Consider the following 25,568-nt stretch of genomic DNA (forward strand, 5'->3'; position numbering starts at 1 on the left):
TGTACAGTTCCATAATAACACAAGTTTTATAAAATTCGTATATAAAATAAGATTCAAAATGAGTAAAATGAATTATTTATGTGCTACAGACGCATTTAATTCATTTTGTAATTGAATTGTTCTTTTTTCCAATTCTTTTGTTAAATATTCTAATTTTTCATTTCGTTTCATATCTTTTGGTAAATTTTTAGTGTCGATAGGTTCACCAAATTTAATAATTGATTTGCCTGTGATTAAGCCCTGAATTTTTTTGGGACCAATATATGCCGCTGGTAAGATGGGTGCTTGTGCCATCATAGCAATTGTAACTGCACCTCGTTTCATCGGTGAACCTTCGTCATATTTCATACGATGGCCAGTTGGAAAAATACCAACTGTTTTATTTTCTTTTAATAATTTAATTGGCTTTTTCAACGTGCTTGGACCAGGATTTTCTCTGTCGACTGGAAAAGCATTAAGTGAACTTAAAAATCCACCGAACCATTTATTATTAAACAACTCTTTTTTGGCCATATAATGAATTTGATTTGGATAAATAGCCATACCTAACATAATGACTTCATTGTAACTTTCGTGAGTACAAGTGACGACATACCTATGTAATTGAGGAATATTTTCTTCCCCTTGCACTTCTAATGATTTACATATTTTACGTATAATTAAATTTAATATACTGCTAATAAATCTATACATTTTTCCACCTACTTTTTTCACCTTATATTACCTTATTGATTCTATCATTTAGTGCATTAATGAACAAGATAATTTATATTTCAGTCTAAAGTTGTATAGTGATATACTAGAAAAAGTTGGACAAAGCTTTCATAATAGGAGTTAAAGAATAAATCGGAGGTATAATATGTCAGATTTGAACAATGATCAAAATACAAACAATAAACAACCTGAGGCGCAAACATCAAATCACAGCCGACCAACATTTAGTAATCGAACAAAACCAAAATTTCCATGGTTCAAAACAGTACTTGTTGCACTCATAGCTGGTATCATAGGTGCACTCATCGTCTTAGGTATTGGTAAAGTAATGGAAAATACAGTTTTGGACGATAACGGTTCAACTGTTAAAGAAGCGAGTAATAACAATAATGCTGGTAATTCATTAGATGGCAAAAGTGATAAATATGATTCTGTGAATCAAATGATTACAGATGTATCACCTGCAATTGTTGGTGTCATTAATATGCAAAAAGCTCAAAATTTAGATGACTTACTTAAAGGGAAATCTGCTAAATCAGAAGAAGCTGGCGTGGGTTCTGGTGTGATTTATCAAAAAAATGATGGATCCGCATATATTGTTACAAATAATCACGTAATCGATGGTGCTAGTGAAATTAAAGTACAGTTACATAACTCTAATCAAGTAGATGCCAAATTAATAGGTAAAGATGCACTTACTGATATTGCTGTATTAAAAATTGATGATACCAAAGGTACAAAAGCGATAAACTTTGCAAATTCTTCTAAAGTAAAAACTGGTGACAGCGTATTTGCAATGGGTAACCCACTAGGTTTAGAATTCGCAAATTCTGTAACATCAGGTATCATTTCAGCTAGCGAACGTACAATTGATACGCAAACATCAGCAGGTGCGAACAAAGTAAATGTACTACAAACGGATGCAGCCATTAACCCTGGTAATTCTGGTGGTGCATTAGTAGATTTAAATGGGAATTTAGTAGGTATAAATTCTATGAAAATAGCAAATGAACAAGTTGAAGGTATTGGTTTCGCAATACCTAGTAACGAAGTGAAAGTTACAATTAAAGAACTCGTTAAAAATGGAAAAATCGATCGCCCTTCTATTGGTATTGGTTTACTAAATTTAAGCGAAATTCCAGATGAATATAAAAAACAATTAAATACAGATAAAAAACATGGTATATATGTAGCCAAAGTATATGCTGATAATGGACTAAAAGAAGGCGACATTATTACAAAAATAGATGATGAAAAAGTCCAAGAAGATACAGAACTACGCTCTTATTTATATGAACATAAAAAACCAGGTGACAATGTTAATCTAACAATTGAAAGAAAAGGAAAAACACAAAGCGTAGATGTAAAATTAACAGAACAAAAGTCCAATAGCACAGACTCATCTAAAGAAGAAGTCGTCCCTTTTAATTAATAAAATGTATTAATATGTAAGCAAACAGAACACTTATTTTAATCTTTAAATAAAGGAGTTTGGATATCAATGATGTCCAAACTCCTTTTTATCTTTCAATTCTTACGATTAAAAATGACCTTATTTATAATTGATCATAAAGTATTTTTTCTTACCTCTACGCACAATTGTAAATGCATTATCGATCTTATCTTCATCTGACAATTCATAATTTACATCTTGTTGTCTTTCACCGTTTATATAAATCGCCCCATTATTTATGTCTTCACGTGCTTGTCTTTTAGATGAAGATATGCCCGTTTCAACAATGGCTTCAACAATGTTCGAAGTCGTGTGGTTTAAGTCAACTTGTGGTACATCTTTAAATCCTTCTTTTAATTCTTTAGCTGAAAGTGATTTCAAATCACCTGAAAATAACGCTTGTGAAATTCTAATTGCATCATCTAATGCATCTTGGCCATGAATAAATCTAGTTACATTTTCAGCTAATGCTTTTTGTGCTTCTCGTAAATGTGGTGCTTCTTGCAATGATTTTTCTAAATCATTTATTTCTGCTTTACTTAAAAATGTGAAGTATTTTAAAAATTTAATAACATCTTCATCTGTTGAATTAATCCAAAATTGGTAGAATTCATAAGGACTTGTTTTGTCAGCATCTAACCATACTGCTCCACCTTCTGTTTTACCAAATTTTTTCCCATCAGATTTAACTACTAGTGGAATCGTTAGACCAAATGCTTCATTTTCCCCATACATACGACGCATGAGTTCAATACCACTAGTGATATTGCCCCATTGGTCTGAACCGCCCACTTGAATTTTACAATTGTATGTTTGATTAAGATGTCCGAAATCAATTGCTTGTAAAATTGTGTAAGTAAATTCTGTAAATGAAATACCGTGTTCTAAACGCGTTTGAATAGAATCTTTGCCTAGCATGTAATTTACACCGACATGTTTACCATAATCACGTAAAAATTCAATTAATGATATTTGTCCAAGCCAATCTTTATTATTAACTAGTTTTGCACCTTTATTTGTGTCAAATTCAAAAATTTTATGCATTTGTTTACTAATACTTTGTACATTGGTTTCAACTTGTTCCTCAGTTTGTAACTTTCTTTCTTCTGATTTACCAGATGGGTCGCCTATCATTCCAGTACCGCCACCAATTAACACAAGTGGTCGATGACCATGCTCTTGAAAACGACGTAAAGTTAAGAACGGTAATAAATGACCAATGTGTAAACTATCTGCAGTTGGATCGGCACCACAGTATAACGTAACTTGTTCTTTATTTAATAAATTTTCAATACCTGTTTCATCCGTTTGTTGATAAATTAAGCCTCTCCATTTTAATTCTTCTATTAATGCATTTGTCATGATATCAACCTCCTAATTAAATATTGATAAAGTTTTGAATAGGCTTTATTTGCATCATTTCTATGATTCAAGAAAATAGTCTCAGAAATGCAAAAAAGCGCCCTTACATAATTATGTAAGGGCGCATATGCACGGTACCACCATACTTTAAGTCAAACAACTTTATTAATGATACGTTCATTAACTAAAACGTTTGGATAATTACGCTATAAAGGTGTATTCATATAAAGACCAACGTTAGTTCGCAGCAATCACTAACTCTCTGAAGATGATACAATATATTACTTCTCCTCTATCCAAAAACGATATCGAATTGATATTAATTATATTTAATTCTATTTTAAAAGTCAACACTCTGTATTATGTTATAATACTGTTTAGCTAAGGAGGACCACTATGGAAAAACAGATGTTTGATATAGACAATTATAAAAATAAACAACTTACTAGACTGGAACAGTTTGAATTTATTTATAAAAAAATCAAACACTTTTTCGTAGGTTTGTTTTTCATATTCAGCTGTTCTTTGGTTATCTTACTCGCAATATCTGTACTTTATTTTCAAAATTTAACAAAAGAAGCAACGCATATGTCAGATAATGAATTAAAACATAAATTATTAAATGTGTCTGGTAATGAAGATATTGATTATAAAAGTGATAACATTTTATCAGAATATAACAATTCTATTAATACACTTATCGTTGGTCCAAAACATGTTAATAGTAATGTGATCAAAGCATTAACCGCTTCAGAAGACAGCTTGTTCTTTCAACATAATGGTATTTTACCTAAAGCCGTTTTAAGGGCGATTGGTCAAGATATATTTAATTCGATGGATGCTACGGGCGGTAGTACAATTACACAACAACTTGTTAAAAATCAAGTTTTAACCAATAAAAAAACATATAACCGAAAAGCAAATGAACTAGTACTCTCAATGCGTGCTGAAAAAATACTGACTAAAGATGAAATTTTATATACATATTTAAATATTGTTCCTTTTGGTCGTGATTATAATGGCACAAATATTTCTGGGATAGGTTCAGCTGCTTATAGTATTTTTGGCAAACCTGCTGAGGATTTGAATATTGCTGAATCTGCTTATTTAGTTGGGTTATTACAAAGCCCCTACTATTACACACCCTATAATGAAGATGGCTCACTTAAACCTAGTGATCAAATCCAAGTCAGTTTAAATAGACAGCATTATGTATTAAAACGTATGTTAGTAGAAGATGAAATTACCCTTTATGATTATAGACGTGCAGAAAATTATGATATTAAATCTCATTTAATGACTAAATAAAATTATTCATTAATATATTTTACCAAAGTAAAGACTAATCCATACGTAAATGAGTTAGTTTTTATATCTCTAAGATAAACAACATTGCACATAGAAAAACACTTTCGAATGATTCATTTAAAACGAATTCAACGAAAGTGTTTTTATTTAGTCTCACTGATTGAGGTCAGTTTCGTTATAAATTGACCCCTATTTTAAAGTCAGAAATCGTTAGGCCTTTTTCTAAACTTTTTAAACAAATATTTAGAATAAACCAACTGCATGTCCATCATCTGTAACATCCATTTTTAATGCGGCAGGTTGTTTAGGTAAACCAGGCATTGTCATTATTGCACCAGTCAGTGCGACAATAAACCCTGCACCTGTTTTCGCTTCTAATTCACGGATTGTAATTTCAAAACCTTCAGGTGCACCTAATAACGTTGCATCATCTGAAAATGAATATTGTGTTTTGGCCATACATACAGGATAATGATCCCAACCATTTTCTTTAAATTGTTTTAATTGTTTTTGAGCTTTACTACTAAATGTTACTTTGCTACCGCCGTAAATTTCTTTTACGATTGTTTCAATTTTATCTTCTAATGGTTGCTCTAGTTCATATAAATGTTTGAAATCTTGTGGTTGTTCGATCACTTCTAACACTTCGTTAGCTAAATCGATTCCACCTTTACCGCCTTTTTCCCAAACTTCTGTTAAAGCTAGTCGTACACCATTTTCTTTTGCCCATTCTTGAACAAATTTAGTTTCTGCATCTGTATCGTGAATAAATGCATTTAATGCAATCACTGGTTCTAACCCATATTTTTTCACGTTATTTACATGGCGTTCTAAGTTTACAATTCCTGCTTTTAATGCATCAACGTTTTCTTCTTTAAGGTTGTCTTTTGCAACGCCGCCATGCATTTTAATCGCGCGAATCGTAGCTACTACTACGACTGCTGATGGTTCAAATCCTGCCTCACGTGCCTTGATATTAATAAATTTCTCAGCACCTAAATCTGAGCCAAAGCCTGCTTCTGTTACGACAATATCAGCTAATTCTCTTGCTGTTTGAGTAGCAAGAATTGAGTTACAACCATGTGCAATATTTGCAAATGGGCCACCGTGTACTAATGCAGGTGTACCTTCAATCGTTTGGACTAAATTTGGTTTGATTGCGTCTTTAAGTATCATTGCTAATGCACCTTCAACTTTTAAATCCGCAACAGTGACAGGTTTACGATCTCTTGTATAACCTACTGTAATTTTGCTGATTTTAGATTTTAAATCTTGAATATCATTAGCTAAACATAAAATTGCCATAATTTCTGAAGCCACTGTAATATTGAAACCATCTTCACGTGGTACACCTTGCGTTGGCCCACCTAATCCTACGATCACATTTCTTAGCGCACGATCATTCATGTCTAAAACGCGTTTCCACTCAATTCTTCTTTGGTCAATGCCTAAGTCATTGCCTTGATGAATATGGTTATCAATAAATGCTGATAAAGCATTATTCGCTGTAGTAATCGCATGGAAATCACCATTAAAATGCAAGTTAATATCTTCCATCGGTAACACTTGAGCGTATCCGCCACCTGTCGCTCCACCTTTAATACCAAACGTTGGTCCTAAAGCTGGTTCACGTAATGCAACCATTACATTTTTCTTTAATTGGTTAAATGCATCAGACAAACCAACAGTAACTGTTGATTTCCCCTCACCAGCTGGTGTTGGGCTCATAGCTGTTACTAATACGACTTTCCCTTTGTTATCTTTTTGTTTAACTTGGTTAATATCTATCTTAGCCTTATAGTGTCCATATGGTTCTAAAGCATCTGCTGGAATACCTACTTTTTCAGCTATGTCCCCTATAGGTTGTAATGTTGATTGATTAGCAATATCTAAGTCTGATAAATGTGCCAAATTCATTCGCCCCTTCTTTTATAAATTTTAATCACTATTAAAAATCAAATTTTAATCAGTGAGTCAAAATTCCTTACATATTCATAATAACCAAATAATGTTGTGTTGTCGATTAATAGAGATAACGCTTTCAAAATAATAAGCTACTTTTGTAAAATTATGATATACATTTATACTCATATTGTTTTATTACACTAAAAACTCCTTTATTTCAAAATTTTAAGCAAAGTTAAAACCTATCAATAAAGGAGTGTTTTTAGCAATTTTTGCATGTGAAATAAAACTTTAACACTTTGTATTTAATTAATCTTCCATCGTACTTAAGTCGCCTTCTGGCAAGTCAAGCTCCCATGCTTTTAGTACGCGACGCATAATTTTACCTGAACGTGTTTTCGGTAATTTTTCTTTAAATTCTATTTCACGTGGTGCAGCATGTGCAGCTAAACCTTCTTTAACAAACTTACGAATTTCTTCTTTCAACTCATCACTTTCCTCAAATTCAGGGCGTAGCGCAACAAATGCTTTAATAATTTCACCGCGTACAGGATCTGGTTTACCAATGACGCCTGCTTCTGCAACTGCTTCGTGCTCCACTAATTTCGATTCTACTTCAAATGGACCTACGCGTTCACCAGCAGTCATGATTACATCATCAACACGACCTTGGAACCAGAAATATCCATCTTCATCTTTATAAGCTGAGTCTCCAGATACATACCAGTCACCAATGAAATACGATTCATATTTTTCAGGATTATTCCAAATAGAAATCATCATGGATGGCCAACCTTTTTTAATTGCCAAATTACCCATGCGATTAGGAGGTAATTCATTACCTTGATCATCTACAATTGATGCCTCAATACCTGGTAATGGTTTACCCATTGAACCTAATTTCACATCCATCGAAGGATAGTTTACAATCATATGGCCACCTGTTTCAGTCATCCACCAAGTATCTAGCACACGCAGTCCAAATACATCTTTTGCCCATTTAATGACTTCAGGGTTTAATGGTTCACCGACAGATAAAATACTCTTTAATGATGACAAGTCATATTTTTCAACAATATCATCACCAGCACTCATTAACATTCTTAATGCTGTTGGAGCCGTATACCATATAGTCACTTTAAATTCTTCTATCATACCATACCATGCTTCAGGAGAAAATCTACCTCCCGCAATACAATTCGTAACGCCGTTTAACCAAGGGCTAAATATACCATAAGATGTTCCAGTGACCCATCCTGGATCTGCTGTACACCAATACACATCATCATCTTTAAAATCAAGTACATATTTACCTGAAATATAATGTACTAACATCGCTTTTTGCGCATGTAATACGCCCTTAGGTTGACCAGTTGAGCCTGATGTATAATGTAAAATCAAACCATCATCTAAATCTAACCATTCCGTTTCAAATTGATCACTCGCTTGTTCAAATTCACTATTGAAATCTACATATGCACCATCTACATCATTATCAACTACAATGATTGTTTCTAAATTTGGTAACTTATCTACAGGTATTCTTGGCAATAAACTGTTAGTAGTAACTATTACTTTTGCCTCACTATTTTCTAGTCTATCTCCAACAGCTTTTTCCATAAATGCTTCAAATAATGGGCCTACAATTGCACCTATTTTCAAAATACCAAATAATGCAAAATAAAGTTCAGGTGTTCTTGGCATAAAAATAAATACACGATCACCTTTTTCAACGTTGGCTTTATCTTTTAAAACATTTGCAGCTTTATTTGATTTTGATTTCATTTCACTGAAAGTATAACTTTCTTGTCTCTGATCATCTTTATAATGAAGTGCAACTTTTTCTCCTTTACCTTCATCCACATGGCGATCGATACATTCATGCGCCATATTCACTTTACCTGTGTCATACCATGAAAATGCTTTTTCGACCTCTTTCCAATCAAAGTTGTTGTATTGCTTCTCATAGTTTTGAAGGTTAAAATTTCCTTCTTCCCCTTTATATACTTCTACTTTCATTCTAAATCCCCCTCTTAATGAAATCGAATGCTTAATGCATATTATAACTAACAAATTCACAATTTTCAAAATAATTGGTGTAAACGGATACATTATCGTGTTAATTTTCTCCGAAATCACTTATACTAAAAGTATTAAAGGGTGAATATGACATTCATCTACAGTCGTTTGGAGTGAAAAAATGGAACATATAAAAACGTATCAATTTCAAACATTTCATTTGGACGAAGGTACATTTATAATAGAAGGCCCTGTCTCTAGAGAAAATCTTGAACTTATGACTTTTGATGATGGACTTTCTGCTTTTCGACAACCTAACGATCAATTTATAGCTATAAAAGAAATTAGTGAATTAAAAGAAGGTAGAATTTTTGTAATTAGAAAGCATGACCATATTGTAGGTTATGTCACTTATCACTATCCTGATCCATTAGAACGTTGGTCTGATGGTAACCTTGAGTATTTAATTGAACTGGGTGCGATAGAAATTAGTTTACCTTATCGACATTTACATTTAGGCAGTAAACTCATTCGTTTAAGTTTGGCGGCCGATGAATATGAAGATTATATCGTTTTAACTACTGAGTATTATTGGCATTGGGATTTAAAAAATTCAGGTCTAGATGTTTTTGCTTATAAAAAATTAATGCAAAAATTAATGGGTTATGGGGGCCTAGAAATTTTTGCTACAGATGATCCTGAAATCACTAGTCACCCAGCAAATTGTTTAATGGCAAGAATAGGTGCACGCATTTCCATTGATCAATTACAAGCATTCGATGATTTAAGATACAAGAATCGCTTTTTCTTTTAAAGGGGAGTTAAATCAATATGAGCAATACCCAAAAAACTGGTTTTGTTTATTCAAACGAAATCTTACAATACCGTTTTAGTAATCAACATCCTTTCAATCAAATGAGATTGAAACTGACAACTGAACTATTAAGTGATTTAGGTTATTTAAAACCTGAACATATTGTTAAACCGCGAATCGCTAAAGATGACGAATTAAATTTGATTCATAGCTATGATTATATACAATCTATTAGACGTGCATCACATGGCATTTTAAATGACAATGAAGCTAAGAAATATGGCTTAGATGGAAGCGATACACTACAGTTTAGAATGATGCATAAACACAGTGCACGCATTGTGGGTGGTGCCCTTAATTTAGCTGATAAAATTATGGACGGTACATTCACCAATGGTTGCCATTTAGGTGGTGGATTACATCATAGTTTGCCAGGTCGTGCCAATGGTTTCTGCATATACAATGATGTGGCAATTACCATTGCTTATCTCATCAAGCATTATGATTTACGAGTAATGTGTATAGATACAGATGCACATCATGGGGATGGAACACAATGGAGCTTTTACACTAACAACGATGCATTAATTTATTCTATACATGAAACAGGCAAATTTTTATTCCCTGGTTCGGGAAACTATACAGAACGCGGCAATGAACAAGGCTTCGGTTATACCGTCAATATACCACTTGAACCCTACACAGAAGATGATTCTTATCTAGAAGTCTTAAATGAAACATTAGAACCTGTGGTTGCCTCTTTCAAACCTGATATCATTGTGAGTGTGCACGGTGTAGATATTCATTATTTAGACCCACTCACACATATGAGTTGTACATTAAATGCACTATATGAAATCCCCTATAAAATTAAAGCATTAGCAGATAAATATACTGATGGAAAAGTAATTATGTTTGGTGGCGGTGGTTACAATATTTGGAAAGTTGTACCTAGGGCATGGACGCATGTTTTTTTAGCATTAATTGGTGAACAACAACAGCAAGGCAAATTACCTGAAAAGTGGATCGCTAAGTGGACACCCTATGCTACTTGTGAATTACCTACAACTTGGAAAGACCAAAAACTAGATTATCAATTGATACCTAGACGTAAAGAAATTACAGAAATCAATATGAAACATGCAACTCAAGTATTAAGTTGGTTTAAATAACATTGGTATTCATTATTTTATTACATAAAAATACAGACATGATAAAGCCCCACTACTCAGTTCGTTGAGTTAGTGGGGCTTTTGCACGAGTTGCAGATCAGGTGACACTTAAACCCTGTTCATTCTTACTTAACTCGGACAACGAAATCATGTTACATAAAATTTATGTCCAAGATTCTGCTGTTTTATTAACTTTATTGTGTTGTACCTCTGTATTCAATTCTATGTGGTAAAATCACATTAGGTTCATCAATTTCTTCTTCGTTCATATATTTGGTTAATAATCTCATTCCCACTGCACCAATGTCATACAACGGCTGAATCACACTTGATAATTGTGGTCTAACCATTTCAACTAAACGTGTGTTATTAAAACTAACAATTTGTAAATCATCTGGAACAGTTACACCTTCATCTTGTGCTGCATGAACTAAACCAATTGCTTGTTCATCACTAATTGATAAAATAGCATCTGGTTTAGTAGATTTTAATGCATCAAATGCACGTAAACCATCTTTATAGGTCTCATTGCCATTGAAAACTAATTGTTCATCTAATATTAATTGATTTTCTGATAAAACCTCTTTTAATCCTTCTAACACATCTTCTTGTGCCTTTTTGGAATAGTCTCCGCCTACAAAAGCAAAACGTTTTGCTCCTTTTTCTATTAAGTGCGCTGTGATTTCTTTTGCAGCTGTTTGGAAATCGATATTGACTGATGAAATTCCTTCATCTTTACCGTTTGTACCTGACACGACTACTGGAACAGATGATTTATTAATCAATTCTTTAATTTCTTCTGATATCGTTCCACCTAAAAAGATAATGCCATCTACTTGCTTACTTAATAAATTATTAAAAATTTCTTTCTCTTTGCCAGGGTCATTATCAGAATTCGATATGATTGAGTGATATTTATACATTGTAGCAATATCTTCTAAACCACGTGCGAGTTGTGAATAATACACATTTGAAATATCTGGGATGATTACCCCAACAGTCGTCGTACGTTTACTTGCTAATCCTCTTGCTACTGCGTTGGGACGATAACTCAACTTTTTAATAACTTCGTTCACTTTGTCTCGTGTTTCCGGTTTTACATTTTGGTTACCATTTACGACACGCGAAACAGTAGCCATAGATACCCTTGCTTCTCTAGCTACATCATAAATTGTTACAGTCATAAACTTCCTCCTTGAAAGCGATTTCTTTATTATTATACTCTGTTTTCATAACATTTTCAAAGTTTACCATATTTTTCGTAAATGTAAAATCATTTTGATTTGAATGTCATAATAATGTCAATTTCATAATAATTTATTAAATCTTATTTAAGTATAAGTTTTTATTTCTATTTCAATCATTTTCAAAAACAGTAATTAATATTAATATAAATTCATATAAATAGCTATTGAAAAGAAATATAAAAACCTCTATAAGCACCTAAATAATTAGTATGCAAAATAGAGGTTATAAAGTCATCGTATGATATAAATTATTTTAATTGTTTATTGTTATACATATCAGCTAATGGTTTTAATTCATTGTAGAATTTTTCAAATTCATTTAAATCCATTTGTTGACCGCTATCACTTAATGCAACAGAAGGATCTGGGTGAACTTCTGCCATAATACCATCAGCACCAACAGCTAAACCTGCTTTTGCAGTTGGTAACATGATATCTTTACGTCCAGTACTATGTGTAACATCTACTAAAACTGGTAAATGTGTACCCTGTTTTAAAATCGGTACTGCTGAAATATCTAATGTATTTCTTGTAGCTTTTTCATATGTACGTATACCACGTTCACATAAAATTATATTTTCATTACCTTGCGATGCAATATATTCAGCTGCAAAGATAAATTCTTCGATTGTAGCGGCTAATCCACGTTTTAATAATACTGGCTTATTAGAACGTCCTGCTTCTTTTAATAATTCGAAATTTTGCATATTACGCGCACCAATTTGGAAAACGTCTAAATATTGATCAGCGATTTCAAAATCTGCTGGATTTACAATTTCACTTACAACATTTAAACCATATTTATCTTTTGTATTTTTAAGTATTTTTAGTCCTTCTTCACCTAAACCTTGGAAATCATAAGGTGATGTACGAGGTTTAAACGCTCCACCTCTAATGAACTTTTCACCTTTAGCTTGTAAATTTGCTGCAACTGTATCTACTTGTTCTTGTGATTCAACTGAGCATGGACCAAAAACAAAAGATTTATTACCATCACCAATAATACCTTTATTATCAAACTGAACAATCGTATCTTCTGGTTTCAATTTTCTAGATACATATAAATGTTTTTCATTCTCTGATTTTTGCAAGTCAGTAGAGGCTTTAAATATTTCTTTAAATAGTTGTTTAATCACATTATCATTAAACGGACCTTCGTTTTTATCTAATAGTTGGTTAATCATTTCTTTTTCACGTTGAGGGTCATAAACCATTGTACCCTGCTTGCGCTTTTCTTCACCTATTTTTTGTGCAATCTTCCCTCTTTTAGATAATAGGTCTAGTATTTGTTCATTAATTCCAACAATTTCATCTCTGTATTCTTGTAATTTGTCTGTCATTTTAGTCACCTCTATGAAAATTTTACAGCGATATTTTATTCTGCTTTAAAGCGATAAAATATTTGTTAAACGTAATTCTAACAATAACTGCATATAAGTTCAAGTCTCAAACGTAAAAAATCACTTTTAAAGTGAATACGTTTAATGATAACTGAATTTTCTGTTATTTTCTAGCCGTATTTTTACACTATTCCATAAATAATCAAATTATACCAACGTCTCATCACAACGTATGCAAGGATATTATACCCCACTTGATATAAGTAGCTATACTTATGTTATCTAATGCGGGTAGTTGATTCGTTAATTTTTAGTTTACTGATAATTGTAGGAATAAGTGCTGAAGTGTCCATTGACAGTGTATGTTGAGTAAAGATATACATTTCACATATAAGGCATTTCGTTAATTTAGTTGAGTAATGTTTATTAAATTATACGTAAGTGCCTTATTTTTTGAGTAACAAAATATCAATTATACCGATTTTGTAATGTGCTGACACCTAGGGGAATCGTATGAGTGAGAGACTACAGGCTCGAACCATATCCTAGCCAAGCATGGACAGTCAAAACCATAGGATTTTAACTATAAATAGGACCAATCCATATTATGAATTGGCCCTCTTATTTTGAGAATAGAATTTATTCCAAAATCACATAACAGTTTTTAATCATTAAATGTTCTTTTATCTATTTTACTTTTTGCTTTTTCAGTCTTTTTGCTTTGCAATCTATTTTTTGAATATGTTGGCACCTCATTGTCAGAATTAGAGCTATCAGTACTATTATTAGAAGATTGCTTACTAATACCTTGTTCAGCATTATCATGTACAATTATACCGTCTTTAAACGACACACTTTTATGTGTTTGTTTAACACGTTGCTCTGCAGCCTGAGGTGTATTTTTAGTTGAAGATTGATCATGTTTATCAGCAGAATTTTCTACTTTATTATTATTTTCAACTGCATTATCTAATTTCTTTGTAACTAAATTAGGCACTTCTTGATTACCTTTGACTGTTAAAGATTCAGGTTTTAATAAATTAACGGTTTTTTCAGCTACTTTTGGGTCTTTAGACATTGCATCACGTTTTTGACTCGCTGCTAATGCTAATCCCGAAGCAGTAATACCACCTGCAATTGTTGCTGAATTTAAGCTATCTTTAGCTTCAGTCTTGTCATTTTTTGTAACTAAATTAGGTACTTCTTTTTTAGAATTAGATTTTACACTTTCTTCTGTTACAAGTTCAGTTGTATTTTTCTTAATTGTCGGGTCATTTGTTAAAGCTTTATTTTTTTCTTCAGCAGCATTGGCTAATTTCGTAGCCGATACTGTATCATTTTTTTGTGATTCGTTAGACGTTGAAGCAACTGTAGAATCAGCTAAATGATGTGTTTCTGACTCTTTCTTGATTGCATTTTTTTGAGCATTCTTTTCACTATCAGTTGGTTGTGCTTGTTCATCAATATTATTCAAGCCTTCTGATGTTTCATCCGATTGTTGTTCAGTTAATGTATCTTGTGCTTGTGGTGACGTATCAGATAAGTTGTGAGTAGCCGTCTCTTGTTGAATTGCAACTTTTTGCGCACCTAATTCATTGTTTGTAATTGCTTTTTCTTTAATATGCGCAACTTGACGTTCTGCTTCTAGTTTGTCATTTTCAGCTTCTTTAACTACATTTGATTTGAATGTTTTATTACTTTTAGGAACGGATTTCTCACTTTGACGTGATTTACTAATAGACACTAATCCTACAGCCGAACCTATCACAGCACCTACTATAAATCCATAAACAAACACATTTCTAGCACCGGAAGTAAAATATTCTGGTACTTCATAACTTTCTAAATTTCTTTCGTAATCATCTCGATTATAGTACTTCATATTTGAATGCCTCCTATAACAAATGCACTTAAATAAGTTTATACCTCATTTAAGTGCATTTGTTTTTTAAGTATATAAATGATTAATGGTCAACACGTGTAGTATAGCTGTGATTTGCATCATTTGCTACGCTACTTGTTTTATAATTTGCACTTTCTCTACGATTTCTTCTGTTTTGCCATTTGTCAGCAACTTCCATTGCAACATTTGACCATTGTACAACTTGAGAAATTTTATCTTCATTTTGAGAAATATTGTGCGTGATTGAGTTTGTTACTCGATCAACAGAACCATTTAATGTTTGAACTGAATCACCGATACCTTTAACAGCATCAACGACAGAGTTTAAACGTTCTGATTTATCTTGAATATCTTCAGTTAAGCGATTCGCTTTATGAAGTAAATCAGTAGACTCACGTGTAATCCCTTGAATTTGTCCTTCAACTCCATCAAGAGTTTTAGCAACGTGATCTAAATTTTTCTTAACTGAAAGTAATACAACAACGATTCCTATACATAACACTAAAAAAGCAATCGCTGCAATTATTCCAGCTATAGGTAAAATCCATTCCATTAAAAACGCCTCCTAAAAAAACATATGTTGTTATTTAATATAAATACCCACATCATTTTAACATAAACATATTAAAATGAGGTAGTTACACCGATATTTTCCATATATGCGCGCTGGATTTTTTGTATATCGCCTGCACCCATAAATAAGATAACCGCATCTTCATATTGTTCTAAAGTATTTACACTTTGCTCATCAATAAGTTTAGAACCATCTACCCTTTCAACCAAGTCTTGAATAGTTAGTTCGCCATTGTTTTCTCTTATTGAGCCGAAAATTTCGCATAAAAATGTTTTATCCGCAAGACTTAAACATTCAGCAAATTCTTCTAAAAAAGCTTGTGTTCTACTGAAAGTATGTGGTTGGAAAACAGCTATAACTTCTTTATTAGGATATTTTTTTCGTGCTGTCTCAATTGTAGCACTAATTTCTCTTGGATGGTGAGCATAATCATCTACTAATACTTGTTTACCTGCCTTAGTTTCATTAAATCTACGTTTTACACCACCAAATGTTTCTAACGCTTCTTTAATATTATCAACGTTCAATCCTTCTAAATAACTGATTGCTATTACAGCAAGTCCATTTAAGATATTATGGTCTCCAAATTGTGGAGATAAGAAGGTATCATAAAAATTATTATTAATATAAACATCAAATTGTGTACCCTTCTCACTAATTTGAATATTATCCGCATAAATATCGTCATTTTCAGAAAATCCATAATAATAAATAGCTACATCTGCTTTTAAATCACGAAGATATGGATCATCTCCCCATGCGATAATTGCTTTTTTTACATTTTGCGCCATTTCTTGAAAGGCATTAAAAACATCATGTACATCTTTAAAATAATCTGGATGATCAAAATCAATATTTGTCATAATTGTATAATCCGGATGATAACTTAAAAAATGTCTACGGTATTCGCATGCTTCAAAAGCAAAGTAATCACTAGCTGGAATACCTAATCCAGTACCGTCACCAATTAAAAAGGATGTTTTTTTATCTCCATTCATAACATGTGATAGTAAACCAGTTGTTGATGTTTTACCATGCGCACCTGTTACAGCAACTGAAGTATATTGGTTAATAACATGACCTAAGAAATCGTGATAACGAATCACTTCTAAATTTAAATCATGCGCGCGTACAACTTCTTCATGCGTATCAGGAAATGCATTACCTTGAACAATGACCATATCTTCCTTAATATTATCTGCATCAAAAGGGAGAATTTTTATACCTTTATTTTTTAATGCGACTTCTGTAAAAACATAATTCTTAATATCTGACCCTTGTACTTCATTTCCAAGATCATGCATGATTTGTGCTAATGAACTCATTCCGGCACCTTTAATGCCGACAAAATGGTAATGTGTCATTGTAACACTCCTTTATCTCTATATTAATTATCATTTAAATCAGACTCAGTGATATACACATCTCTGGGTTTAGAACCATTTGCTTCCGAAATATAACCTAACTGTTCTAATTGGTCTACAATTCTAGCAGCTCGATTATAACCGATTTGGAAATGTCTTTGTATCAGTGAAGTAGAAATATGTCCTTCTTGTACCATAAATCGACATACATCGTCGAATAAGTCATCTTGCGGATGACTTTCTACTTTTTTCAACAATTCTTTTTCTTCAAAAAGATAATCAGGTTCACGTTGCTGTTTTATAAAATCAACGACATCATCAATTTCTTCATCAGAAACGAAAGTTCCTTGGACACGTATTGGTTTGTTCATTCCACTTCCTAGGTAGAGCATATCTCCATAACCTAATAAGCGTTCTGCTCCACCACTATCTAAAATTGTACGTGAATCTACGCTTGAAGATACCATAAAAGCAATACGTGTCGGTATGTTCGCTTTGATTAGCCCTGTAATTACATTTACAGATGGTCTTTGTGTTGCAACTAACATATGAATTCCACATGCGCGTGCTTTTTGTGCAATTCGTGCAATTGATTGTTCAACCTCTTGTGGCGCCATCATCATTAAATCAGCTAATTCATCTATTACTATAACAATTTTTGGCATTCTATCTTCATAATTTGCCTTTTTATTAAATGCAGTAATATTTCTAACATGATATTTAGCAAATACTTTATAACGACGTTCCATTTCTTCCACTGCCCATTTTAAACTTTGTGTAGCAGCTTTAACATCTGTAATAACAGGAGATACCAAATGTGGCAAACCATTATATGGTGCCAACTCAACCATCTTAGGATCGATAAGTAATAATCTTAGCTCCTCAGGATGATTTTTATACAATAATGACATTAAAATGCTGTTAATAGATACTGATTTACCTGAACCTGTAGCACCAGCAATTAATGCATGAGGCGTTTTTGCTATATCCATAACTAACGGCTCATTATTAATTCTAAGTCCCATAGCAACTGTTAATTTAGATTCAACATTTTTAAAAGTATTATCTTCTATGATAGAACGTAAATTAACAGGTGTTGAAGACTGATTTGGCACCTCAATGCCTACTAAACTTGTACCTGGAATAGGCGCTTCAATACGTATGTCTTTTGCTGCTAACGCCATTTTAATATCATCTTGTAAGTTAGTGATTCTTGATACTTTTACACCTTTTTCTACAGATAATTCAAAACGAGTCACACTTGGCCCTTCTGTAACAGTTTGAACTTCCGCAGGTACATTGAAATAGTAAAATGCTTCATTTAATTCTTGTTTCTTTTCTTCAATCCACTGATTATCTACTTCATGGACCTTAGGTTCATCCAGTAAATCAATACTCGGAAGTTTAATATTTGGACCTTTTCGTATAGTTGTTTTGCTTTCTTGGGATGCTTGCATGCTTTGGTTCTGCTGATTCACAGAATTTGATTTATGAGAAACGGTAGCATCTACAGAATGTTTATCCACATGATTGGTTTCTGCATTTTGTGGTTGTCCATTATACCTGTGACTTATAACTTCATTTTTGTCATCTATGCTGGATGCTACTTCTTCATCCTCAGTCAACGTTTCAGATTCCTTATTTATAAACGTATCTTTTGACTCATTAGCATTAGAATTATGTTCTTCCAGGTTAGTTTCAGTTTGCATTTGTTGATTAAATGCAGCAGTTGATTCATCTTTTTCACTTTGTGCCGTTTTATCTATTTTTTCATCTGATTGTTGTAATTCAGTATCATTTGAGTTCACAAAAGTATGTGTGTCGTTAAGATTTTTCTTGGCATCAAGCATTTTTTTTTTGTCAGATGGTGTCATTACTACATTGAAAGGTTTTGGTTTGCTTCCTTTCGAGTTGATTGTATTTTTATGTTGTTGATTGTTTTGTTCATCGCTATTCGCTTTAGCGTTTGTTTTAACATGATCTTGTTGTGCTTCATTTTCGTTATTCTCTGACATTTGTACGTCATTAGCAACTGTTTCTTCACCATTTTCATCCGCTTCAGTTGAAGTTGATAAATCTTCTTCATTCCGTGATTCATTCTGGTTAATATCATTAGACTCATCTACATATTGCTCATCTTCTTTTTCAAAATGATGATTGGTATGCAATGATGTATTATCTAATACATCATCATTTTCACATTGTGACGTTTTTCGTTCATTGTTATTAGTTTGTTGAGTCAAATCAACTGTATTTTGTGTCGTATCTTTTTGATTATCTGAAATTTCTCTATAGGTAGCTTCCGAAACACCAGTATTATCAATAGTTCCATTTGAATTTTCGTCATGTTGGTGCAAATGATTGTCTATATCTGCATGATCAATATCTTGAGAAAGATTTGTTTCATCGTTAGCATGATTCGTTGATGATTCCGTAAGATTTGATGCTGTTTCTACATTTTCTGTTTGATTTTCATTTGTATTTGAAACATCGTCAGAGTCGTTAATGTTATGTACATTACTTATATTGTCTAAATTAATTTCTTGATAATTGTATTGTGACGTATCAATTTGGTCAGTTGTATCATGTTCATCCGTTGCATCTTCACCAGACGATTTTGTTGAATAGTCTGTATCACTAATTTTATTTTGTGCACCATCTAATGAACTTTCTCCAATATATTGTTTTGCTTGCTGTGCATACATTTCATCAATTGCTTTTTGAATTGTATCTTCATTATTTTGTTGATTTTCTTGACGCTTCTGTTGCAATGCTTTTTTAAATTGACGTTTTTGAAGCACTTTACGTTCACGTTCGCGACGAATTTCTTCAACAATTTGAGAAGCATAGATATTTTCTATATTGATGGTATTATTCTTTTTTGGAGTAGTAGTAGCTTGTGATACATTTTCTTGTTGTATCGACTTATCTTGTAGTTGTTCATTGCTCTTTTTAGCTGATGGTTGTTCGCTATCAACTTGAGAAGGTTGATCAAACGTTGTTTCAGCAGTGTCATTATGGTCATTATTAGAATTTGATTTTCGTTCTTCTTGCACTTTATTTTCATTATCATCTTTAAAACGATGATTAGGTTTTATCACACCATTTTCTAAAGGGTGTGGTTTTTTAGTGCCAAAAATAGCTGACGGAACCTCGCTAGCTTTAAATTCACTTTTATGATATTGAGGGGTAGTGGGCTCATGTCTTTTTGTACTATGACCATTTTCACGTCCAGTACCACCTAAAACGTCTGTTTGAATTCTTGTTCTTTTGCCTTTGTGTTGTCTCTTTTCTTTTTGAACTTCATTATCTAATGACGCATTTGTTTTACTACGAGATGTTGCATATGATTCTTTAGATGATTGAGTAAATTTATCTGTAGCATTTTCATTAGCCATTTGTCTTCTTCTTCTATGACTGTGATTCTCAGTATGGTGACTAGTTGATTTATGGTCAGAATTTTTAAATTCATTTTCTGATTTTCCATTAATAGCGTCCTCAGTTTCACTATTTTCTTCTAAAACACGCATTGGAAATCTAAATTTCCCTTTAGGTCTCTCATAAACATCGTTATTTTGAGGAAGTAATGTGTCTTGATGTTCTTGACTCTTTTGACGTCGTTGGTTTCTTTTATTTAGATAGTCTTTATTAGGATCATTTTCTTCTCCAAATAATTTGTCGAACCAGCTCATTCGGACATTACCTCCTTCTATTCTTCAAAAAATGCCTGTCCAACTTTGTATTCATCAGACAATACCATAATACCTTTTTCCTGTGGTGCATTTGGTAAATTTAATTCTTTCATAGAACAAATCATTCCACTTGAATCTACACCACGTAAGGCTGCATCTTTAATAACCATTCCACTAGGCATTACTGCACCTACTTTTGCAACAACGACCTTTTGCCCTGCTTCAACATTCGGCGCACCACAAACAATTTGTAGCTTTTCTGTTGCTACATCTACATTCAATACACTTAATTTATCAGCATCAGGGTGTTTTTCTTTAGTTTCAACATAACCAACAACAAATTTTGGTGATAAATCTGCATTTAGTTCAAACGTGAAACCAGCATTTTTAATTGCTTGTTGTAAGTCCTGAATTAACTTCTCATCCAACTTTATATGTCCATTTCCATCAATATCTGACACTTTTGATGCATTGAATATATTAAAACCTACAATTTTGTTATCTTGACGAATTGCTACTACATCATTCTTCGTCTCATACGTAAATTCGCCAGTTGCGGGCTCAATTTGAAAAAAAGCTACATCTCCTACAGCTTCTTTATTGTAAAATAAATTCATTTTTTTAACTCCTTATTCCTTATCTTTATTTTCATATTGTTTTCGAGTTGCTTCTAATCTTTGGATGACATTTGGGTTTCTTTTTTGTTTATTATTTTTACCCAAAATAAATATTGGCTCAAAATGTCCATTATCATAAGCTAATGAAAGTGACGTAATTGGAACTAATCCTTTCGTGAAGAATTCCATCGTTAAGTGTGCCATAACATCGTAACCTGTTTTATTTCGAATATCAGCAATAATCAACACGTCTTGATGCGGTACTGCCACCAACATCTCACCTTCACATTGCGCTTGTATGTCATTTAAAAAGGTAGAATTTAAAATTCTACTGGCATCATAACCATCATTTGAATTTACAAAATAGAAGATATTACCCTTAACTTCATCGGTTTTATATTTGTTTTCAAGTTTTCGAACATTAAATAAAGCCATTTCTTTCACTTGTTGTTTAGTAAGATTTAATTTTTCTAACATTTGCTCATCTATCAATCGATAAGATTTTCCTAAATCTACTGCATAATAAATATTAGTTTCTGCAGTATGTTTATCTATAACAAATGAATTACCTACTTTGTCTTTTTTATCAAAACTAGGCGACCTTAATACAGGCATTATCTCAATATTCTCTGTTTCAGATAACGCCTCCCCTTTCATTTGTTCAATCGCTTCTTCGACATAATATACAATTTCATCTACAATATTTTCTTTTTGTTCTTTATATTTCGCTACAATTGTTGAAAGTTTGACAGTGACACCTTTGCCATTATCATTTCTAGATACGCGTAGCGTTTCTTCATCACGATTAAAACTAAATTTGACATCTAAATGTTTTAATCTATCTTTTAATTTATCTCTCATTTGAAAGACATTCATCGTTAACACTCCTATTTACGTGTCTTTATACAGTTTACAATAAATATACCCTTAGGAACAGAAAAAAAGTAAGTTCTAAGGGTATATTTTTATCGTGCACTTAATAAGATTCATTCACTTTATGTTTATAAAGAAGCTAAAAAATTATCTATCTGTTCAATGGATTTACGTTCTTTTCCAATATAACTTCCAATTTGTTGTCCATTACTAAATACTAAAAAGCTAGGAATGCCCATAATACCATGTTCAATGCAAATATCTATAAATTTATCTCTATCCACTGATACAAATTTATAATTTGTATACTTCGCTTCAAGTTGTGGTAAGTCTGGTTCAATCACTTTACAATCTGGACACCAATCAGCAGTAAATAAAAATACAGTGTCCCCTCTTTTAAATTCTAAAAATTGTTGTTCATTTTCTAATTGTTCCATCTAATCACTCCAAAACATTATTTATACTGTAAAGTATTTATTATTTCGTCATCTAAATTTTTAACTGATTGTAATATTAAGTTTCTTGCAGCGTCATAATCACGAAAATCAAATACTGCATTTGTACTGTGAATATAGCGTGCACAAACACCAATAACTGCAGTTGGAATACCAATGTTTGCTTTGTGAATTTCTCCTCCATCTGTACCGCCTGGAGACATATAATATTGATATGGAATTTGAAATTTGTTTGCTAAATCTAATAGAAAATCTCTAAACGTTGGTTTTAGTATCATCGTACCATCTTTTATACGAATCAATGTCCCTTGACCCAATTCACCGGAAAGATTTTGCTTTCCTTTCATATCATTTGCTGGCGAACAATCTACTACAAAAGCTACATCCGGATCAATTAATTCAGCAGAGGCTTTTGCACCTCTTAACCCTACCTCTTCCTGAACATTTGCACCAACATATAAATCAAAATCTAGCTCTACGTCTTTTAATAATTCTAATAATTCTATACCTAATAAACAACCATAACGATTGTCCCACGCTTTACTAGCAAACCTATGCTCTGATAACTGTGTGAACGGTGTGTCTGGAACAATAGTATCACCAATTTGAATGCCTCGATTGATAACATCTTGTTCACTTTCACAACCTATATCTAATAATAGATCCTCAATTTTTGGTGCACCTTCGTTACCTGTCCTAAAATGTTTCGGTATATTCGCTACGACTCCTATGACTTCTTCATTGTTTCTTGTTTTAACTTTTAGTCTTTGACCTTGCCATATATCAGTCGCTACTCCACCTAAATTCGTGAATTGTAAGAGCCCATTATCTGTGATGTGCGTTATTAAAAAGCCTACTTCGTCCATATGAGCAGCAACCATTATTTTCTTTGAATTTTTAGATTTAGCTCTCTTAACTCCATAAAAGCCGCCCATTCGATTGTATACAAAGTCATCTACATACGGTGACATTTCAGATTTCAAATATGATTTAACATCATCTTCAAATCCTGGCGCTCCATGTAATTCTGTTAATATTTTCATTCTTGATAATGTTTTACTTTTGTCTATACTCAATGTCATTCACTCCTTAATATTTATTATATCATCTTCATTATGGTAAACTATAAATATGAATTTATTGGGGGTAGATTGTAATATGTTGAATAAAAAAAGTTGGTTCTTCATCGGCTTAATTTCAATAACAACTATTGTTGGATCAATTTATTTTTATACGCGTCAAAAGCAACTACAAAATCGTAATCCAGAAGCTATTATTACAGATGTAAAAACTTATTTTATGAATGTTGTAGGTTCTTACATACTAAATGAAACGATAATGTATCAAAATGCTGGCGATCAATTAGAAGTCTTTCAAGGTGGTATCACTACCCTTCATAACGGCAAACGCACTTATTATGATTTTTATGCCGACGCTAAAACTGGTGAAGTGATAAACATCATTGAATGTAAATGATAAACGGTTAAAGTTATGAACACACTTGTATCATGTAGAAAATATTTGTCGACTACACTGAGATGATTACAATGAAAGAAATAAACTATATTACTGCTCAAACTATGAAGACATTGATTGTATTTTTAGTTAAGATATAGTGCTATTTCAAATGTTCAAAACTTTAACCTTTTATTTTATTCTCTTGTAATGTAATGCTCGATTTCAGATGGTTCCTTTTGATTAAATTTTACAGCAAAGTAATTTACATCATGATAATATAAAAACCAGTAATTTTCTAAAATGAATCTAGGTATCATGCGTTCTTTTTCTCTTATAGACTGCATTGGATAATCATCGTAAGCAGTTACCCACAGTGGATTTTTATGTGCGACTGTAGGAAAAATATCTCCCATATGTACTGCTTTTTCTCCTGCATTTTCTACTGTAATAATAGAGTGACCGTAACTATGGCCGCCAGTATGATACATATTAATCCCTTTGACGATTTCAATTTCTTTTTCAAACAGCAATAATTTATCGGTGAAATCACCATTATTTTTCTGCCAATAAGTTGATTTACTTCGTATATTTGGGCTAACAAACTCATGCCATTCATCTTGTTGAATAACATGAATCGCATTTTTAAAAACTGCACGCCCTTCACTATCAGTTAATCCTGACGCATGGTCAAAGTGTAAATGTGACATTAAAACATAATCAATATCATTCGTTGTCAAATTAAATAATTTTAAATCTTCTTCTATATTACTTTCATAATGCACACCAAATATTTTACGCTCTTTTTCGGTAAGCTTATGATTACCAATACCAGTATCAATAATAAAGTTAAATTCTTCCGTTTGTATTAAAATTGGATGTGTAGGTAATGGAATCCGATTTTCCTCACTTTGCTCATATTTTTTAGCCCATAAAACTTTCGGAACCACACCAAACATCGCTCCACCATCAATATTTGTAATGCCACCGTTCAGGTAATGTATCTTGAAATTTCCTAATTTCATAATCAGTCCCCATTTCTTGATTTAATTACTAATTAATTAATATAGTAATATAATACACAGTACACGTAAAATAACGAAATTTGTTAGTCTTCTGCTACAACAAAATTTTATGGTGATTTTGTTATGTACTGACGCCTAGGGAAATGATATGAACGAGAGACTACAGGCTCGAGTCATATCCCCAGGCAAGCATGTACGAGCAAAATCGTAGCACGCTTATAATAAAAAGGACTAATCCGTCATTGATATGCTCCCTTCAAAGTAGACACTTAAAAA

20 protein-coding genes are annotated in these 25,568 nt (G+C 32.5%); 5 read left to right on the forward strand and 15 right to left on the reverse strand.

Translation table 11 applies throughout. From position 1 onward, the window contains the following. Positions 1–72 precede the first annotated feature (72 nt). Positions 73–693, reverse strand: a complete 621-nt coding sequence (locus MUA21_RS07385) for a lysophospholipid acyltransferase family protein (RefSeq protein WP_046206839.1) — start codon at positions 691–693, stop codon at positions 73–75. Positions 694–859: 166 nt separating this feature from the next. Here MUA21_RS07385 and MUA21_RS07390 point away from each other — a divergent pair, with 166 nt between their 5' ends. Further along, a complete protein-coding gene (locus MUA21_RS07390) occupies positions 860–2,146 on the forward strand; it encodes a S1C family serine protease (protein WP_107526081.1) in 1,287 nt (428 codons plus the stop codon). 120 nt (positions 2,147–2,266) lie between these two features. Here the strand turns inward: MUA21_RS07390 and tyrS are convergent, their stop codons facing one another. After that, positions 2,267–3,529, reverse strand: coding sequence for a tyrosine--tRNA ligase (tyrS, locus tag MUA21_RS07395; RefSeq protein WP_107526080.1), 1,263 nt, complete (start codon positions 3,527–3,529; stop codon positions 2,267–2,269). Between the two features lie 396 nt (positions 3,530–3,925). On the opposite strand from tyrS, the gene MUA21_RS07400 reads away from it, so the two are divergent. Next, positions 3,926–4,837 (forward strand): biosynthetic peptidoglycan transglycosylase, encoded by a 912-nt coding sequence (locus MUA21_RS07400; RefSeq protein ID WP_262560972.1) that lies wholly within the window; start codon positions 3,926–3,928, stop codon positions 4,835–4,837. A gap of 243 nt (positions 4,838–5,080) precedes the next feature. Here the strand turns inward: MUA21_RS07400 and MUA21_RS07405 are convergent, their stop codons facing one another. After that, positions 5,081–6,748, reverse strand: a complete 1,668-nt coding sequence (locus tag MUA21_RS07405; protein ID WP_046206835.1) for a formate--tetrahydrofolate ligase — start codon at positions 6,746–6,748, stop codon at positions 5,081–5,083. 303 nt (positions 6,749–7,051) lie between these two features. Further along, complete coding sequence (acsA, locus tag MUA21_RS07410; protein ID WP_046206834.1) at positions 7,052–8,761, reverse strand: acetate--CoA ligase; 1,710 nt, start codon at positions 8,759–8,761, stop codon at positions 7,052–7,054. Positions 8,762–8,942: 181 nt separating this feature from the next. On the opposite strand from acsA, the gene MUA21_RS07415 reads away from it, so the two are divergent. Together MUA21_RS07415 and MUA21_RS07420 are read left to right on the forward strand one after the other, a co-directional pair. Continuing rightward, a complete protein-coding gene (locus MUA21_RS07415; RefSeq protein WP_046206833.1) occupies positions 8,943–9,575 on the forward strand; it encodes a hypothetical protein in 633 nt (210 codons plus the stop codon). Positions 9,576–9,592: 17 nt separating this feature from the next. After that, positions 9,593–10,747, forward strand: coding sequence for an acetoin utilization protein AcuC (locus MUA21_RS07420; protein WP_262560973.1), 1,155 nt, complete (start codon positions 9,593–9,595; stop codon positions 10,745–10,747). A 194-nt stretch (positions 10,748–10,941) separates the two neighbouring features. Here MUA21_RS07420 and ccpA read toward each other — a convergent pair whose 3' ends face one another. The 10 genes from ccpA to MUA21_RS07470 all read right to left on the reverse strand — a co-directional run bounded on the left by ccpA (position 10,942) and on the right by MUA21_RS07470 (position 23,888). Then, a complete protein-coding gene (ccpA, locus tag MUA21_RS07425; protein WP_262560975.1) occupies positions 10,942–11,931 on the reverse strand; it encodes a catabolite control protein A in 990 nt (329 codons plus the stop codon). Positions 11,932–12,242: 311 nt separating this feature from the next. Then, positions 12,243–13,334 carry a bifunctional 3-deoxy-7-phosphoheptulonate synthase/chorismate mutase gene (locus MUA21_RS07430; RefSeq protein WP_107525926.1) on the reverse strand — a complete coding sequence of 364 codons (1,092 nt, stop codon included), beginning with the start codon at positions 13,332–13,334 and terminating at the stop codon, positions 12,243–12,245. A gap of 664 nt (positions 13,335–13,998) precedes the next feature. Then, on the reverse strand, positions 13,999–15,216 hold the full coding sequence (locus tag MUA21_RS07435) for a hypothetical protein (protein WP_073341675.1): 1,218 nt from the start codon (positions 15,214–15,216) through the stop codon (positions 13,999–14,001). Between the two features lie 82 nt (positions 15,217–15,298). Continuing rightward, complete coding sequence (locus MUA21_RS07440; RefSeq protein WP_046206829.1) at positions 15,299–15,790, reverse strand: DUF948 domain-containing protein; 492 nt, start codon at positions 15,788–15,790, stop codon at positions 15,299–15,301. Between the two features lie 71 nt (positions 15,791–15,861). Beyond that, entirely contained in the window at positions 15,862–17,175 is a 1,314-nt protein-coding gene (murC, locus tag MUA21_RS07445; protein ID WP_262560977.1) for a UDP-N-acetylmuramate--L-alanine ligase, read from the reverse strand. Between the two features lie 23 nt (positions 17,176–17,198). Further along, complete coding sequence (locus MUA21_RS07450) at positions 17,199–20,867, reverse strand: DNA translocase FtsK (protein WP_262560978.1); 3,669 nt, start codon at positions 20,865–20,867, stop codon at positions 17,199–17,201. Between the two features lie 17 nt (positions 20,868–20,884). Next, positions 20,885–21,484, reverse strand: coding sequence for a YtpR family tRNA-binding protein (gene ytpR / locus MUA21_RS07455; RefSeq protein ID WP_262560979.1), 600 nt, complete (start codon positions 21,482–21,484; stop codon positions 20,885–20,887). A gap of 12 nt (positions 21,485–21,496) precedes the next feature. Beyond that, on the reverse strand, positions 21,497–22,360 hold the full coding sequence (locus MUA21_RS07460; protein WP_107525930.1) for a DUF1444 domain-containing protein: 864 nt from the start codon (positions 22,358–22,360) through the stop codon (positions 21,497–21,499). A gap of 125 nt (positions 22,361–22,485) precedes the next feature. Further along, entirely contained in the window at positions 22,486–22,794 is a 309-nt protein-coding gene (locus tag MUA21_RS07465) for a thioredoxin family protein (protein ID WP_046206824.1), read from the reverse strand. A gap of 17 nt (positions 22,795–22,811) precedes the next feature. Then, positions 22,812–23,888 carry a M42 family metallopeptidase gene (locus MUA21_RS07470; RefSeq protein WP_192945923.1) on the reverse strand — a complete coding sequence of 359 codons (1,077 nt, stop codon included), beginning with the start codon at positions 23,886–23,888 and terminating at the stop codon, positions 22,812–22,814. Between the two features lie 82 nt (positions 23,889–23,970). Between MUA21_RS07470 and MUA21_RS07475 the strand changes: the two genes are divergently transcribed. After that, on the forward strand, positions 23,971–24,288 hold the full coding sequence (locus MUA21_RS07475) for a hypothetical protein (RefSeq protein WP_046206822.1): 318 nt from the start codon (positions 23,971–23,973) through the stop codon (positions 24,286–24,288). Between the two features lie 176 nt (positions 24,289–24,464). Here the strand turns inward: MUA21_RS07475 and MUA21_RS07480 are convergent, their stop codons facing one another. Further along, positions 24,465–25,292 (reverse strand): YtnP family quorum-quenching lactonase, encoded by an 828-nt coding sequence (locus MUA21_RS07480; RefSeq protein ID WP_046206821.1) that lies wholly within the window; start codon positions 25,290–25,292, stop codon positions 24,465–24,467. Positions 25,293–25,568 lie beyond the last annotated feature (276 nt).

This window comes from Staphylococcus ureilyticus, from assembly GCF_025558845.1.
GTDB lineage: Bacteria > Bacillota > Bacilli > Staphylococcales > Staphylococcaceae > Staphylococcus > Staphylococcus ureilyticus.